Genomic DNA, 15,778 nt, shown 5'->3' on the forward strand with positions numbered 1-15,778 from the left:
ACTCAGATCAGGCCGAGGCCCTTGACCGCGTCGCGCTCCTCGACGAGCTCGGCGACCGAGGCGTCGATGCGGGCGCGCGAGAACTCGTCGATCTCCAGGCCCTGGATGATCTCGTAGGAACCACCCGAGGTGCGCACGGGGAACGACGAGATGATGCCCTCGGGCACGCCGTACGAGCCGTCCGACGGAACGGCCATCGAGGTCCACTCGGTGCCGTTGACCCAGTCGTAGATGTGGTCGATCGCGGCGTTCGCGGCGGAGGCGGCCGACGACGCGCCGCGGGCCTCGATGATCGCCGCACCGCGCTTCGCGACGGTCGGGATGAAGTCGTTCTCCAGCCAGGCCTGGTCGTTCACGGCCTCGGCGGCGGTCTTGCCACCGACCTCGGCGTGGAACAGGTCCGGGTACTGGGTGGCCGAGTGGTTGCCCCAGATCGTCATCTTCTCGATGTCGGTGACCGCGACGCCGAGCTTCTTCGCCAGCTGCGACAGGGCGCGGTTGTGGTCGAGACGCGTCATCGCGGTGAAGCGCTCGCGCGGGACGTCCGGCGCGTGCTGCTGGGCGATGAGGGCGTTGGTGTTGGCCGGGTTGCCGACCACGAGCACCTTCACGTCGTCCGCGGCGCCGGCGTTGATCGCCTCGCCCTGCGGCTTGAAGATGCCGCCGTTGGCCTCGAGCAGGTCGCCGCGCTCCATGCCCTTGGTGCGGGGGCGGGCGCCGACGAGCAGTGCCACGTTCACGCCGTCGAACGCGGTCTTCGCGTCGTCGGTGATCGTGATGCCCTTGAGCAGCGGGAAGGCGCAGTCGTCGAGCTCCATCGCGGTGCCCTCTGCGGCCTTGAGCGCGGGGGTGATCTCCAGCAGCCGCAGGTTGACCGGGGTGTCCGGGCCGAGCAGGTGGCCGGAAGCGATGCGGAAGAGCAGTGCGTAGCCGATCTGGCCGGCCGCACCGGTGACAGTGACGTTCACGGGCGTGCGGGTCATGAGCCTTCCCGAATGACGGTCCTCGTTGACGTCGGGCAGGTCGCCCGGCGACCCGCACGTTACCAACACGGCGACTCTGCGAGAGTGTGAGAGTGGACAACCTGGTCGAAGAGGTCGGGGAGGACTACTCCGACGCCAACCTGCCTGATCAGCAGTGGGAGAAGCGCTCCTTCACGGACTGCGACTTCACCGAAGCCGATCTCCGCTCGCTCGTCACGACGGGGTGCACGTTCACCCGCTGCGACTTCACCCGGACGGATCTGGGCGAGTCGCGCCACCACGCGACGGCGTTCCGGCAGTGCACCTTCGACCGCACGGTGCTGACCCGGTCGGCGTTCACGTCGTGCAGCCTGATGGGCTCGAACTTCGTCGACTGCGTGCTGCGGCCGATCACCTTCACCGAGGTCGACTTCACGCTGGCATCGTTCGTCCGCGCGCCGTTGCACGGCCTGAAGCTCGGCGGTCAGCGGTTCCGCGAGACGAACCTCAGCGAGGCCGACCTGCGCGACACCGACCTGAGCGCGGCGGACCTGATGGGCGCCCGGCTGCTCGACGCGAAGCTCGACGGCGCCGACCTGCGCGGGGCGAAGATCGACGCGAACGGGCTCCGGCAGGCGAAGCTCGCCGGAGCCCGGATCGACATCGACACGGCCATCGCGTTCGCGGCCGCCTACGGACTAGTTGTCGGCTGACCCAGCCGTGATCTCCACCAGCACGCCGTCCGCCACCATCTCCTCGATCGCCTTCGGCAGCAGGTAGGCCGTGCCGCCGCCGGGCTGCTCGAACCACGGCACCGCGACGCCGCTGAGCACCTCGAGCGGGCGGCGCAACCGGTACACGCGGTACGGGCGGTTGATCCACGACGGCACGAGGCTGCGTTCCGGGAACGGCGTGCCCGCCACGTAGACGAGGTTGCCGTTCTGGTCGCCGTAGCGGTCGACCTCCGTGCCCGCGGGCAGCTCGAACATCTGCTTGTGGCGGAACAACGTCAGCGGCGGCTCGCCGGCCAGCGGCGAGATCGGGAACTTCCGCTTCGACGGCTCCTCCTGCGCCACGGCGGCCGCCACCGGCGCGGGAGCCTGCTGGGCCTGGGCCGGCACCTGCTGCACCTGCGTCGGCACCTGGGCCTGCTGGACCTGCGGAGGCATCGGCGGGCGCTGCGGCGGGACGGGCCGGCGCGGCTCGTCGCGGAAGCCGTTGTTCATCGGCCGCGGCGGCATCGGCGGTTGCTGCTGCGGTGCGCGCTGGGGCGTGCGGAAGTTGCCCAGCACTAGCCTGCCGACCAGGTACGCCGACGCGTCCTCGACCTTCTCGAACCGCACGGGGTTCTTCGGGCCCTGGTCGTACCAGCACACCTCCCAGCTCTCGCCGTCGAGGCGGAGCGTCCAGGTGCGGTCGGCGGGCTCGCCGATCCGGTACACGCCGTGCGGCACGCTCAGGTCGTCGAGCGCGCGCCGGGTGCCCGCGAGGTCGCGGTCCTCCTCCGGCGTGACCTGCCGCGGCGGCTTGACCGGCTCCGGCTCCGGTTCGGGCTCGGGTTCGGGTTCCGGCTCCTGGAACAGCGCCGCGTCGAACTGGGTCGTCTCCTCGACGCGGGCGGGCGGCGGCACGACGACCGGGGCCGCCGCGACCGGTGCGGGCTCGGGCTCCGGTTCGGGTTCCTGCTCGAAGTGGGAGTCGAGCTGCGCGTCGAAGCGCTTGTCGAACTCCTCCTCGAACTGCGGCTCGAACTGGGACTCGAACGACGTCGTGGACTCGATCTCCTCCTCGGGAGCCAGGTCCGGCTCGTCGTCGGAGATCGGGACGACCGGGTGCTCCTCGGTGACCTCGGAGGGGCTCTCCAGCGGCTCGTCGAGGACCGGGCTCCAGGCCATCGTGTCCTGCATGGCGTCGCGCGGACGTTCCTCGGTCTCGGCGACCAGGTGGTCCGTGCGCTCCTCCTCGCGGTGGTGCGTGAGGAGCTCGGGCTCGTCCGGGCCGGCGGTGGGGATCTCGGGTTCCTCGGGTGCGTCCACGACGGGACGTTCGTCCTCGGCGTCCTTCTCGTTCGGGACCTCCGCGACCGGCTCCGGCTCGTCCAGGTCCTCCGGATGCGGCGCGAACAGGTCCATGCCGGCGCCATAGGTGTCGCGCAGGCGCCGGTCGTCGACGTGGTCGGGCACGCCGTCGGAGTCGAAGACCACCCGGTAGGGGGGACCGTCGCCGGGCATCGGAGGCGGCATGACCGCGAGCGTGGCGCCGAGGTCCTCCTGCTCCGGTTCGGGCTTCGAGCGTTCGGCGACGGCCGGCGGCTCGGGGATCAGCGGCCCGAAGTCGTACTCCTCTTCCTCTTCGTCGTCCTCCGCGAGCGCGGGCGCCGTGACGAACTGCGTCTCCTCGGCGGCCTTCTGCTCGGGCTCCGGTTCCGGCTTGGGCTCGGACCTCGACTCCGGCCTGGGCTCCGGCCCGGGCTCCGGCGGCGACGGCACCACGGTGCCGGGAGGGGCGGCGGGGGCACCGAGGTTCGCGGCGGCGGCGAGCCTCGACTCCTCGGAGACGTCCGGCAGCCCGAAGGCGGCGGCACGGGCGCGCTCGACGAGCTCGGGCTCGGGCGGCACGCCGTACTTGCGCAGGTAGTAGGTCAGGCCGACGGGCCAGATCCACACGCCGTCGGTCTGGAACCCGGACGGCACGACCAGCGGCGAGTCGGGGTGCAGGACGTCGGCGTCGAACCCGCGCCCGGCCACGGCGACCGGCGCGTTCGACAGGTACGCGAGCAGCGGGGCGACCTCGGCCTCCGGCACCGGCGGCCGGTTGACCGACGGACGACCGTTCGGTCCGGCGCCGTCGAACACGCGCGCGGTGCGGAACACCGGCGTCGGCGGGTTCAGCCTGCGGCGCAGCCAGTCGGGGATGTTCTCCTCGACGCGCGGGAAGTACCGCATCTCGTCGACGTAGGCCTGCTGCGGAGGAGGCGTCTGCCAGCTCGGCTCCGCGCGGTCGAAGTCGAGGTTGTAGCTCGACGGGTGGTCGAGCTGGTAGCGGGCGTTCGTCCAGCTCCCCCGGCCCTCGCGGTGCATGCCGGCGCGCAGCCGCGCGAACAGCGACGCCACGTCCTGCGGCGGCGCCCACGGCCGTTTGCTGCCGTCCTGGACGCGCAGCTCGGCCTCCAGCTCGAAGTACCGGCCTGTGGCCCGGTACTGGGCGGTCACACCGCGCCAGTCCTCTGGAGCGGCCCGCATGAGAGTCAGGCCGATCTGCTTCACCAGAGCGTCCTGCTCGGTAGGGTTCAACGGCTTCGGCTCGGACACGCCAACATCTTCCCCCGCAACTCGCCGGATCGCACACGTCCCCCGCCGCTGCGCCGAACGGTGGAGGCCCGACCATAACGTGGTGCGGGCGCCAGGTTAAAGCTGATCAAGAACGCCACCGTCCCGGCTGGAGGAGCTTTGTCACGTTCTGCGCAGGTGACCGGTGGTCTGCTGGCGGCGGCGGGCGGGGTGGCCATCGCGTTCCAGGCGCGGGTCAACTCCTCGCTCGCGGAGTCGCTGCACAACGGGCTGCTGGCGGCGTTGATCTCGTTCGCCGGCGGGTGGTGCGTGCTGCTCGTGGTCGTCCTGACGCGACAGTCCGGGCGGGACGGCCTGCTGAGGCTGCGCGACGCGCTCGTGCACCGGCGCATCCGGTGGTGGGAGTGCGTCGGCGGGATCAGCGGCGCGGTGCTCGTGGGCTCGCAGGGGCTCGCGGTCGCGACGATCGGTGTGGCGGTGTTCACGGTCGCGGTGGTGATCGGGCAGGTCGTGAGCAGCATGGTCGTGGACAACCTCGGTGTCGGGCCCGGCGGGTCGAAGCCGGTTACGAAGACACGTGTCGTCGGAGCGGCCGTCGGTGTTATCGCCGTCACGATCGCGGTGTCGCACAAGTTCTCGTCGCCCGGTGCGTTGTGGCTCGCCGTGCTGCCGTTGGTCGCGGGTCTGCTCATGGGCTGGCAGCAGGCCGTGAACGGGCTGGTGCGCGAGGCCGCGGACAACTCCGTGGCGACGATCCTGGTGAACTTCACCGTGGGCACGGTGGCGTTGGCGCTGGTCAACGCCGTGGCGTGGGGAGGTGTGCCCGGTTCGTTCCCGTCCAACGCGTGGATGTACATCGGCGGGTTGCTCGGCATTCTCGGCGTGGGCGGGGCGATCGTGTCGGTGCGGTTCATCGGCGTGTTGATGGTCGGGTTGTGCGGCGTGAGCGGGCAGCTCATCGGTGCCGTGCTGCTCGACGCGGTGAGCGGCCACCTCGCGTTGCCCACGGCCGTGGGCGTGGTGCTGACGCTGGTGTCGGTGGGCATCGCGGCGCTGCCCAGTGGGAGGATGAGGGCGTGACTGCGACGCTGCTCAACGGCAACGAAACCCGGAACGCGCTGTTCGAGGACCTCAAGGCGCGGGTCGCCGCGCTGCCCGGCTCCGTCGGTCTGGCCACCGTGCTGGTCGGCGACGACCCCGGCTCGCACTCGTACGTGAAGGGCAAGCACCGCGCGTGCGAGAAGGTCGGCATCGCCTCGATCCGCCGCGACCTGCCCGAGTCGACCACGCAGGAGGAGCTCGAGGCCGTCATCGACGAGCTGAACGCGAACCCCGAGGTCACCGCCTACATCGTCCAGCTCCCGCTGCCCAAGCACCTGAACGCGAACGCGATCCTGGAGCGCATCGACCCCGCCAAGGACGGCGACGGCCTGCACCCGGTCAACCTCGGCAAGCTGGTGCTCGGCGAGGACGCGGCGCTGCCCGCGACCCCGCGCGGCATCGTGGAGCTGCTGCGCCGCTACGACGTGCCGATCTCGGGCGCGAACGTCACCGTGGTCGGCCGCGGCGTCACCGTCGGCCGCCCGATCGGCCTGCTGCTGACCCGCCGTTCCGAGAACGCCACCGTGACGCTGTGCCACACCGGCACCAAGGACCTGGCCGCCGAGGTGCGCCGCGCGGACATCGTGATCGCGGGCGCCGGCAGCCCCGGCCTGATCACCGCGGACATGGTGAAGCCGGGCGCGGCCGTGGTCGACGTCGGCATCACCCGCACCGAGGCCGGTCTCGTCGGCGACGTGGCCCCCGAGGTCCGCGAGGTGGCGGGCTGGCTGGCCCCGATCCCCGGCGGCGCGGGCCCGATGACCGTCGCGATGCTGCTGACCAACACCGTCGAAGCCGCCGAGCGCGCGCATGCAGCGGTCTGACGCGCAGGCGCTCATGGGCGAACAGCGCTGGCGTTCCGGCCCCGGCAAGCACCTGCCGTTCGCGCTGGTGCTCGGGGTCGGCGTGCTCGGCCTGGTGCGCATCTTCCAGTACCACTGGCGGCAGGGCGCGGTCCTGCTGGGCGTGTCGCTGCTGGTGGCGGCCGTGCTGCGGATCCTCGTGACGGACGAGCAGGCGGGCCTGATCAAGATCCGCGGCCGCGGCATGGACGCGTTCCTGTACAGCACCCTGGGCATCGTGGTGATCGCCGTCGCCCTGACGATCACCGGCGGCCCGCTGAGTCGTTAGTCCGGGCCGACAGCGCGGTCGACGAGGACCTCGACGAGCTCGTCGAGGTCCATCGGCTCCACGACACCGGGCAACGTCAGCCGTTCGTAGATCAGCCCCGTCATTGCGAAGTAGAGGCTGATGACGGTCAACCGGTCGCCGGGCAGCTTCGACTCGTCGTTGAAGGCGACGTTGAACTCGAGGTTGTCCGCGATCGTCTTCGTGAGCGCGCGCTGGATCTCCGGCCTCCGCGTGGCCTCCAGCCGCAGCTCCATCATCGCGAGGTAGCAGGCCTTGTCGGCGTCCGCCCGCTTGATGATGTCGTGCATGAACTTGACCGTGAGGCTCTTGTCGCGCGGCATCGCCAGCGATTGTTCTACTGACTCGTCGGACGGCATGAGTCGCACGTGCACCCGTGCCATGACCTCCGACATCAGCTCGTCGCGGTTCGCGAAGTAGTTGGACGCCGTACCCGCCGGCGTCTGCGCTCTCGCGTCGATCGCGCGGTATGTCAGCCCCCGCGCGCCTTCTTCAGCCAGGACGTCGATCGCCGCGTCCAAGAGCGCCGTCCGCCGTGCCTCGTTCCGGACCACTGCCTGCCTCCTTGACAACCACTACATCCATAGTACTACGGTTGTCGTGGTTGAACTACTGAGGGGACTTCGGTCATGCGAAAGCTCGTGTACTACGTCGCCGTCACGCTGGACGGCTTCATCGCCGCCGAGGACGGGACCTTCGACGGCTTCGTCTTCGAGGGCGACCACATGGCCGGCATCAACGCCGTGTACCCGGACACCGTGCCCACCCAGTTCCGCGAGGCAGTAGGCCTCCAGGACGCGCCGAACCCGAACTTCGACACAGTCCTGATGGGCCGCAACACCTACCAGGTACCTGGCGGCCTGGCCTCGCCGTATGCCCACCTCCGCCAGTTCGTGGTGTCGTCCTCGGTGACCGACACCCCGCCCGACGTCGAGGTGATCAACTCCGACGTCACCGGCCGCGTGGCCGCCCTGAAGCAGGAGGACGGCCTCGACATCTGGCTGTGCGGCGGCGGCAAGCTGGCCGCCGACCTCCTGCCGCAGATCGACAAGCTGCTGCTGAAGATCCACCCGGTCGTCTTCGGCCGCGGCATCCCGTTGTTCGACGGCAAAGCCGACATCACGAAGTTCCGGCGCACCGACGCGCAACTGTTCGAGAGCGGAGTTTCGTTCCTGACTTATGAACGAGAAAATGATTGACGACCACTGTCACCTCCCGCAATACTTGTGCCACACACCAGCCCGAAGGGAAACGCCATGACGAGCCACGACCTGCGGACCCGGCACTCCAGCCGCGCTGCCGCGTGCGTGCGCCCGTCGGCCCGACCCGGCCTGCGGCGACCGTTCGTGCAGGTGAGCTCCTTGTAGTGGCTTAGCTCAGGCCATCACAAGGAGCCGCCCTCGGGAAACCGACTGGGCGGCTCCTTTTATTTGTTGCGCATTTTTACCCCTGTAGCTCAACGGAAAGAGTGCGGCGCTACGAACGCCGAGATTCAGGTTCGACTCCTGGCAGGGGTGCTGACGGGTGCGAGGGAGACGGAAACCCGCCTCATTCGGGTTGAGGAAACACCGCGTTCGACTCGCGGGCATCCGACTGTTTTTGCAGACCTCCGTGGTCCAGTGGACACGACACCGGCCTCCGAAGCCGGAGACGCAGGTTCGACTCCTGCCGGGGGTACGCGTCCTCTGAGGTGCTGCCGGCAGCACGCCCGACTGTTACGCGGGAGGACCAGGTTCGAGTCCTGGCAGGGGAACTCAACGCCGCGCGCCCGCACACGCGCTTCTTCAATGTCATTTACTGGACAACGGACTCACTCGCCTGTTCCCGGAGCAAGACTGTGGGCATGTCGGCCCACCGGAACACGCAAGTCTCGTCACCCTGACCCCGGCGAGCGGTCAGCCCGACGTCGCGATCTTCCAACCATCGAGCGTTGTGTGTCATCTGCCGTGGTGAGACAACTGGATGATCTGGTACTCGACGGACCGGTAGGTCATGTCGCGTCGTGGGAGGGGACTGGCTCGTGCCACTTGCGCCGACAGAGCACCGGACCATCGTGACCGTCGACATCGCGGACTTCACCAACGACCAGAGGATGGCCTTCCACCTGTCCGACGTGCGCGCCGGGATGTACGAGGTGCTGCGCCGGGCGTTCGACAGCGTCGGGATCGACTACGAGGGATGCGACCGAGAAGACCGCGGTGATGGCGCATTGATCCTCGTCCCCGCCACCTTTCCCAAGAGCGAGCTCGCCGACAAGCTGCCCGAGCGGCTGGTCGCAGAGCTCCGGCGGTTCAACTCGACGCGCGTTCCCGAAGCCCAGATGAAGCTGCGGGTGGCGGTGCACGCGGGTGACATCCGCAGGGACGACCACGGGTGGATCGGCGTCCCGGTCAACGTGGCGTTCCGGCTCCTGGACGCCCAAGACGCCAAACTGGCGTTGCGGCACTCCGACGGACTGCTGGCGCTGGTCGCGTCCGACCACTTCTACACCGAGGTGATCCTGCAGGACCCCGGCACCGCCCCCGAGTCGTACCGCCAGATCGACGTGATGATCAAGACCTACAAGGGTCACGCGTGGCTGTGTCTGCACGGCGAGAACTCCGCCCCTCCTCCGCCGCGCGCCGAACCCGCCGAGCAGGTCGTGCTGCCGCTCAACCCGGTGGACGAGCGCGACGAGCTGGAGAGCCACCTGTTCAAGATCGACCTGCCGCACCTGACGTCGCTCGTGAGCCAGGCGACCGGAGCGGCGGTGGCCGTGGAGTCGTTCAGCTCGGTCTGGGAGGCGTACCGCCACCTGACCGACTTCAACGCGGGCCCCGACGGGGTGCCGCCGGCCGTGAAGTTCGTCGAGATCGTGGCCCAGAAGGTCGGCGGCGATACCGGCGCGCGCCTGCAGGAGTGGGTCGACCAGAGCGCCCGCAAGCTGAGGCGCACCCCGGTCCTGGAAGAGCAGCGCGAAACCCGCCTGGCGGCGCAACCGGACCCGCAGTTGCACCTGGTGTTCGCGATAGAGCCGGACTCCATCGATTCGGACCGGTGCATCCTCTCCTCGTGGCGCCAGGACAATCCGCTCGATTGGCCCCCGCAACGCAACGGGGTTCACGAACTGAGCATCAGCGACTTGGAATATCAAGTCGACGAAGTGATCGTTCAAGCCGAAGGCGCGTGGTCCGATCAGGCGGCTTCCGTGACCCTCGAGTTTCTGACGGCCCGGCAGCTGCTTCAATTGCCGATCTACTCCTGGCGGAAAGAACACAGCTCAGGCGATCCACGTCCGCTCGTACTCGACTACACCCTGATCATGAGATCACTCGAACGTATGAACGCAAAGCACTGGCATCGTCCCTGGCGAGCACGCTGGACCTCTATGCTTGAGAACCCTGTCGCCGAGCGAATTCACTCTCCCGGAGCTTCCCGGACAGGGGAGAATCCGATCGATGCCGTGTTGAGTGATTCCAGATGGATTGGGCTGGTCATGGACGAACCGCCATCAGTTCGCCCTGAGTCGCGCACCGCGCCGGAGTCGCTGACGGCGGCGCTGAGAGCTGGCCTCCCCCTGGTCCTGTGGCATCCGAGCGCGGCTCCCGAGGACCTGCGCGCGCTCGTCGACCGCCTGGCCGGCGGGCCCGGCGGCGTGCTCGACCTGCCGGAGCAGCGCAGGGCGGCTCACCTGTCCGCGGACGCCGACGCGCTGGTCCGCGAGCTCGTGGTGCTCTGGGACGACCCGAACAGGATCTTCGATTTCGGTCAAGCGTCGTCGAACCCGGCCGGACAGTGAGTGATAGGGGCAGGACGGATGAGCGCTGACGAGCCGAGAGTGACCGCCGACCAGCCCGATTGGTGGATCTACCGGGGGACCGGGCGCCCGATGTACGACATCGACCTGGCACAGATACTCCCGCCACCACCGCCGTGGAGGAACTACGGAGGCGCCCTGCCCGCTTCTGACGGGCATCCGCCGGAGGACGACGGCGAGGCGATCCGCCGGCTCGGCTCGGAGTTCCACCTGACCGAGCAGCACATCGATCCTCACGAGCTCGACATGGTCAATGCGAGCCTGTACCTCCGGCGACCGCTTTTGCTGACAGGCAAACCGGGCGTGGGCAAGTCCGCACTCGCCTACCGCATCGCGCGCGAGCTGCGTTTGGGCCGCGTGTTGAAATGGTCAATTTCAACGCACACGACTCTCTCGTCGGGCTTGTACCGTTACGACTCCATCGGCCGACTGCAGGCCGCCGCCAGTCAGCAACAATCTGCTGAAACAGCAAGCGCGCCGATCGGCGATTTCCTCCACCTGGGCCCGTTGGGCACCGCATTCCTCCCGCGAAAACTGCCGCGAGTTCTGCTGATCGACGAGCTGGACAAGAGCGAGTCGGACCTTCCCAACAATCTTCTGAGCATCTTCGAAGACGGGGAGTTCGTGATCGACGAACTGGCACGCGTACGTCATTCTTCCCGCGAGATGACGGTGCACACCGCTGATCCGAACGAGACCGCGACCGTGACGGACGGCAGGGTCAGGTGCCACGCGTTCCCGATCGTCATCATGACGAGCAACGGCGAGCGCGAATTCCCGCCCGCTTTCCTCCGCCGCGCGCTTCAGCTGGAAATCAAAGACCCGAACGTCGAACAACTGGCCGCGATGGTCGCCAACCACCTTTTGGACCCGGACGGCCAGCACAGCGACGCCCTGGTGCGCGAGTTCGTCGAGAAAAGCCGAGCGGAAGGCGGCATTCCCGCAGACCGCCTGCTCGACGCCGTTTTCCTCGCGACGTCCGGCGCGTACAAACCGGACGGTGTCGCGTGGCCGCGACTGATCGACTCGTTGTGGCACCGACTCACGACGGGCAGATGAGATGGGCACGCCCAGCGGCGCACCCGGCAACGGCGGCAGGACTCCCACCGCCGACACCCATCCCGACAACGCCGACCTCGTGATCGACGATCTCGACTGGGCCGAGCTGGGAGACATCGTCTGGCTGGCCTCCGCCGTCCAGTCCACCCGTCCGGACCGCGCGGCACCTGAGCAGATCGAGCCCGAACCCGCAGAACCCGAAGACGCCGAACCCGAAGACGTCCAGCGACCACCGCCTGCAGATGTCATCGAACCCGATCCGGTAGAAGAACCACCCCATCGTGAGCCTCCGCCAGTCGAAGCCCCCATCCACGCACCACACGACATGCCAGCACGCGCGGAGTTCGCCCCAGTCCCCGAGTTCCTCCGCCCCGGCGGCAACGGTGAGTACGCCGGCAGTGCCCCGCTGATCGACTCACTGGCGTGTTTCCGCGCTCTGCGCCCGCTCAAGCGCGAGATGCGTTCATGGCGCGATGACGCGATGGTCCTGGACGAACAGGCGACGGCGGACCGGGTGGCGCAGACCGGTCGTTGGTGGCCGGTGACCAAGCCGCAGTCGGAACGCTGGCTGGACCTCACGCTCGTGGTCGACCACAGCCCACTGATGACGTTGTGGCAATCCCAGGTCACCGCGTTCACCGAGATGCTGGGCCAGCTCGGCGCGTTCCGCACGATCCAGATCCGCCTCCTGGAGGTCGTCCAGCATCCCGACGGCTCAGCGACCCCGGTGCTGCGAGGCGGCACCCCGGACACACCCCCGCGAGACCCCACCGAAATCGTCGACACCTCGGGCCGACGAGTCGTCCTGCTGCTGACCGACGGCGTGGGCGAGAGCTGGCGACCGGACGTCCTGCTGCCGATGCTGGCGATGTGGGGCCGCACCATGCCTGTCACCATCGTGCACCTGCTCCCCCAATGGCTCTGGGAACGCGGCCGCGTGCGAACCCACCGGGTCGAGCTCAACGCGCACGGCGCGGTGAAACCCAACAGCCGCTGGTCCTTCACCCTGCCCGACGCTTGGCTGGAACCGAACCCCGACGCGCTGACACGTCCCGACACCGTGCCGATCCCCGTGATCGAGATGCGCCCGCGGTGGCTGCGCTGGTGGAGCGGCCTGATCACGGGCCAGAACCACAGCCCGGTGACCGGCACGGTCCTGCTCGCCACTCACGACGCCTCGGCCGAGGAAACACAGTCTCTGCCAGCGCCGGAACACGTCCGCCAATTCCGAAGCCAAGCATCACCGCCTGCATTGCGGCTGGCCACTCTGCTCGCAGCGGTTCCCGCGCACTTGGACGTCGCTCAAGCTATTCGGCAACGATTCGTACCGGAAGCAACCAGTCAGCACCTCGCGGAATTACTGCTGAGCCGTCTGTTGTACCCTGCTGGTCCGGAGGACCGCGAGTTCATTCGGGACAGCAGAGCTTTTACCATCCCGGAGGCAGTTCGAGAACTACTGCTCAGCGGCGCGCGGCGGTCTGAGACTGCCGGCGTTGTTCAGGCTGCCGCCGCTGAGTTCTCGGACCGCCTTCCTGTCCTCGCACGAATCCGTGATGCCATAGCAGACCCCCACAACACCCCGGACCCGGAACCGGCCAGTACGAATCCAGCAGATGTGGAGCTGGAGCGTGCTGTCATGAGGGCTTTGTCCGGTCCTTACCTGTCCCGTGCGGATCGGCTGAAAAAGGTCGGACCACACGGGCCTTCGGGTTTGCTCGCATCTGAACCGATCAAGGGAAGCCTGACCAGGACAGCAAGCGAGGAGATACCCAAATTGGCCGAGCAGCCCAGCGATTCCGCTGCGACCTCTACAACGGACGCCCACTCACCTCGGCCAGGCGATACCGCCACCATCGAATCGCCCGTGGACTCTTCTCCTTACCATAGCTCAACCTCGCCGCGCGCGTTCCCCAAACGTCAGAAGGATGACCCGCCACCCATTTGGGGGAATGTACCGCCGCGGAATCCCAACTTCACCGGAAGGAGGGAACTTCTCGAGCAGCTGGGCAAACGTTTGTCAGCAGGGGGCACCACAGCGGTGCTGCCTTCAGCTTTGCACGGCATGGGCGGCATCGGTAAGACGCAAATGGCGACCGAGTACGTCTACCGCCATTCCCAGGACTACGACCTGATCTGGTGGATCGAAGCGGCCAGGGTTACCCAGATCCGAGCCAGCCTGACCGACTTGGCCAGGCAACTCGGTCTGCCCGGGGCGTCCGAGTCGAACACCGCTGTACCGGCGGTTCGCGAGGCGCTGCGCGTCGGCCGGCCGTTCCGGCGCTGGCTGCTCATCTTCGACGCTGCGGAGACCCCTGAAGAAGTGCTCCCCTTCATCCCCACCAACGGCCCCGGTGAAGTGCTGATCACGTCCCGCAATCCCGACTGGGCCGGCGTGGCGAGGCCACTTGAGCTTGCCGTGTTCGAGCGCGAAGAGAGCATCGAACTGCTGGGCAAGCGAGGCCCGGACATCAACATCGAAGATGCCAACAAGCTGGCCGAGAAACTAGGCGACCTTCCCCTGGCAGTAGAACAAGCGGCGGCATGGCGGGCGATGACCGGCATGCCGGTAGCCGAGTACCTGCGCCTGTTCGACGAGTCCGTGGCTGAAATCCTCGACACCTCGGCACCGCCGGCCTACGAGGTCTCAGTCGCCGCAGCCTGGAACGTCTCGTTCGACGAGTTGAAGACGCGCAACGCAGCAGCTCACCAGATCCTGCACATCTGCGCTTACTTCTCCCCGGAGCCCATCTCCCGCGACCTGTTCACCGGCATCAGCCGTGGTGTGTCGATATCTCCGGAACTGGACGCGGCACTGCGCGACCCGATCAAGCTGTCGAAAGCGATCCGAGACATCAACCGCTACGGCCTCGCGAAGATCGACCACGGCAACAACACCATTCAGCTGCACCGGTTGGTCCAGTTGGTGCTCCGCAAACGCGTGATGGCGCCGCAGTTGCAGGCGCAGATGAAGCACGGAGCGCACCAACTGCTTTCCGGCCGCGACCCGAACGATCCCGAGTCGGCTCGCCACTGGCCGCGCTACCGCGAACTACTGCCTCACGCCTATGCGGCCGACATCGTCGACTGCGAGGACGACTGGGTGCGCCAACTCGCGATCAACCTCATGCGCTACCTCTTCACATGGGCTGATCACGAGGAAGCCGCCAAGTTCGCCGAGTACGCGCACGAGCAGTTCCAGCGGCAGTTGGGCCCGACTGCCCCGCAGACCCTTGATGTCGCCCAGCGGCTCGGCTTCTACCTGTGGGTCTTGGGCCGATACTCCGAGGCTGCCAGGATCAACCAGCTCACGCTGCAGCGCCGCATTCAAGTGTCCGGCGAGGACAGCGAAGAAACACTTGCTGTGCAGACCAACATCGTGCTCGATCTACGTGCCAATGGGGACTTCGCGCAAGCGCTCAAGCTGAGCGAGGAGATCTACACGAAGTCCAACCGCTTGTTCGGTGAAGACGACCCTGAAACGTTGAACGCAGCCTTCCAACACGCGCTCAGCCTCCGCCTCGCAGGGGACTACCAAGCTGCGATCAAGCTCGACGAGAGCACATGGCAGCGGCGCAAGGAGGTCCTGGGCCCTGACCACCCGAAGGCCTTCACCACCAACGCCGCCTTGATCGTTGACCGCAGAGAAGCCGGCGAGTACATGCGGGCCCGAATCGATCAGGAAGAGCTCAGCAGCCTGTACCGGGCTCGGTTCGGTGAAGACCATATGGAGACAGTGACCTCAGGCTTCCTGTTGTCGGTCTCCAGGCGCAAGGACGGTGAGCACTCGACCGCACTGGAACTGTCGGCAGCATCCCTCGGCCGGTTCACTGTGGCGTACGGCGCCGACCACCCGACCACCATGGCTTGCTCGTTGGCGCACTCGATCGACCTTCGTCATTCGGGTGATCTCTCCGCTGCAAAGGCACTCGGCGAGGAGGCGTTCAAGCGGCATCGACGCAGCCTTGGAGAACACCATCCTCACACGCTCGCCGCGACAGTCGACCTCGCGGTCACATTGCGCTTGCGAGGTGAGGTGGCCGAAGCGCGCGCGCTGAACGAGCGCGCGCTTGAGCACTACCGCTCAGGGATCGGCCCCAACCACCCCTACGCGATCATCGCAACCATCAATCTCGCCAGCGATCTGGCCGCACTTGGTGATACCGCGGAGGCTGTCACTCTGGGCGAGGATGCGATTAGGCGTGCCGAGCAAGTGCTCGGTGTCAACCACCCCACGACACTGGCAGCCGCGATCAACCTCGGACTCGATCTGCGCGCGACGGGAGCAACCGCGAAGGCCGAGCCTTACCTCAACCCGATCCTGGACAGGTATCGCAAGGTTCTGGGTGAAGCGCACCCAGGCACCATCGCCGCCGTCAAGGGAGCACGTGCGGACTGCGACATCGACCCAATCCTGATGTAGT

The 15,778-nt window shown here is 67.6% G+C and carries 11 protein-coding genes and 3 tRNA genes; 11 read left to right on the plus strand and 3 right to left on the minus strand.

The genetic code is table 11. The features are described 5' to 3' along the window. Positions 1-2: 2 nt before the first annotated feature. Positions 3-983 carry a malate dehydrogenase gene (locus ACFWV3_RS08280; RefSeq protein ID WP_382409697.1) on the minus strand — a complete coding sequence of 327 codons (981 nt, stop codon included), beginning with the start codon at positions 981-983 and terminating at the stop codon, positions 3-5. A 92-nt stretch (positions 984-1,075) separates the two neighbouring features. Between ACFWV3_RS08280 and ACFWV3_RS08285 the strand changes: the two genes are divergently transcribed. Then, entirely contained in the window at positions 1,076-1,675 is a 600-nt protein-coding gene (locus ACFWV3_RS08285; protein ID WP_382409699.1) for a pentapeptide repeat-containing protein, read from the plus strand. On the opposite strand, the gene ACFWV3_RS08290 is transcribed toward ACFWV3_RS08285, so the two are convergent. Then, on the minus strand, positions 1,661-4,273 hold the full coding sequence (locus ACFWV3_RS08290) for a TNT domain-containing protein (RefSeq protein ID WP_382409701.1): 2,613 nt from the start codon (positions 4,271-4,273) through the stop codon (positions 1,661-1,663). The genes ACFWV3_RS08285 and ACFWV3_RS08290 overlap by 15 nt on opposite strands. Positions 4,274-4,411: 138 nt before the next feature. Between ACFWV3_RS08290 and ACFWV3_RS08295 the strand changes: the two genes are divergently transcribed. Genes ACFWV3_RS08295 through ACFWV3_RS08305 form a run of 3 tightly spaced genes read left to right on the plus strand, consistent with a single transcriptional unit; the run spans position 4,412 to position 6,484 of the window. Next, entirely contained in the window at positions 4,412-5,332 is a 921-nt protein-coding gene (locus ACFWV3_RS08295; RefSeq protein ID WP_382409703.1) for a DMT family transporter, read from the plus strand. After that, a complete protein-coding gene (locus ACFWV3_RS08300) occupies positions 5,329-6,177 on the plus strand; it encodes a bifunctional methylenetetrahydrofolate dehydrogenase/methenyltetrahydrofolate cyclohydrolase (protein WP_382409705.1) in 849 nt (282 codons plus the stop codon). Before ACFWV3_RS08295 ends, ACFWV3_RS08300 begins: the two co-directional genes overlap by 4 nt. Then, complete coding sequence (locus ACFWV3_RS08305; RefSeq protein WP_382409707.1) at positions 6,164-6,484, plus strand: DUF3017 domain-containing protein; 321 nt, start codon at positions 6,164-6,166, stop codon at positions 6,482-6,484. Before ACFWV3_RS08300 ends, ACFWV3_RS08305 begins: the two co-directional genes overlap by 14 nt. Here the strand turns inward: ACFWV3_RS08305 and ACFWV3_RS08310 are convergent. Beyond that, positions 6,481-7,056, minus strand: coding sequence for a TetR/AcrR family transcriptional regulator (locus ACFWV3_RS08310; protein WP_382409709.1), 576 nt, complete (start codon positions 7,054-7,056; stop codon positions 6,481-6,483). The genes ACFWV3_RS08305 and ACFWV3_RS08310 overlap by 4 nt on opposite strands. A 75-nt stretch (positions 7,057-7,131) precedes the next feature. Between ACFWV3_RS08310 and ACFWV3_RS08315 the strand changes: the two genes are divergently transcribed. The 7 genes from ACFWV3_RS08315 to fxsT all read left to right on the plus strand — a co-directional run bounded on the left by ACFWV3_RS08315 (position 7,132) and on the right by fxsT (position 15,777). Then, complete coding sequence (locus ACFWV3_RS08315) at positions 7,132-7,701, plus strand: dihydrofolate reductase family protein (protein WP_382409711.1); 570 nt, start codon at positions 7,132-7,134, stop codon at positions 7,699-7,701. A 246-nt stretch (positions 7,702-7,947) separates the two neighbouring features. After that, positions 7,948-8,019 (plus strand) — tRNA-Arg (locus ACFWV3_RS08320). Between the two features lie 88 nt (positions 8,020-8,107). Continuing rightward, positions 8,108-8,179, plus strand: a tRNA-Arg gene (locus ACFWV3_RS08325). Between the two features lie 4 nt (positions 8,180-8,183). Continuing rightward, a tRNA-Asn gene (locus ACFWV3_RS08330) sits at positions 8,184-8,255 on the plus strand. 300 nt (positions 8,256-8,555) lie between these two features. Further along, positions 8,556-10,280 (plus strand): hypothetical protein, encoded by a 1,725-nt coding sequence (locus ACFWV3_RS08335; protein ID WP_382409713.1) that lies wholly within the window; start codon positions 8,556-8,558, stop codon positions 10,278-10,280. Positions 10,281-10,370: 90 nt separating this feature from the next. Next, the gene (locus tag ACFWV3_RS08340; protein WP_382410465.1) at positions 10,371-11,357 is read left to right on the plus strand and encodes an AAA family ATPase; all 987 of its coding nucleotides are present in this window, start codon (positions 10,371-10,373) and stop codon (positions 11,355-11,357) included. A 1-nt stretch (position 11,358) separates the two neighbouring features. Then, positions 11,359-15,777 (plus strand): FxSxx-COOH system tetratricopeptide repeat protein, encoded by a 4,419-nt coding sequence (gene fxsT, locus ACFWV3_RS08345; protein WP_382409715.1) that lies wholly within the window; start codon positions 11,359-11,361, stop codon positions 15,775-15,777. The last annotated feature ends 1 nt before the right edge of the window (position 15,778 follow it).

It is taken from the genome of Lentzea sp. NPDC059081 (assembly GCF_042738015.1).
Lineage (GTDB): Bacteria > Actinomycetota > Actinomycetes > Mycobacteriales > Pseudonocardiaceae > Lentzea.

Coding starts and splice junctions, on each gene's coding strand:
- ACFWV3_RS08280 (WP_382409697.1), bottom strand. CDS start 983: ATGACCCGCACGCCCGTGAACGTCACTGTCACCGGTGCGGCCGGCCAG.
- ACFWV3_RS08305 (WP_382409707.1), top strand. CDS start 6,164: ATGCAGCGGTCTGACGCGCAGGCGCTCATGGGCGAACAGCGCTGGCGT.
- ACFWV3_RS08315 (WP_382409711.1), top strand. CDS start 7,132: ATGCGAAAGCTCGTGTACTACGTCGCCGTCACGCTGGACGGCTTCATC.
- ACFWV3_RS08340 (WP_382410465.1), top strand. CDS start 10,371: ATGTACGACATCGACCTGGCACAGATACTCCCGCCACCACCGCCGTGG.
- fxsT (WP_382409715.1), top strand. CDS start 11,359: ATGGGCACGCCCAGCGGCGCACCCGGCAACGGCGGCAGGACTCCCACC.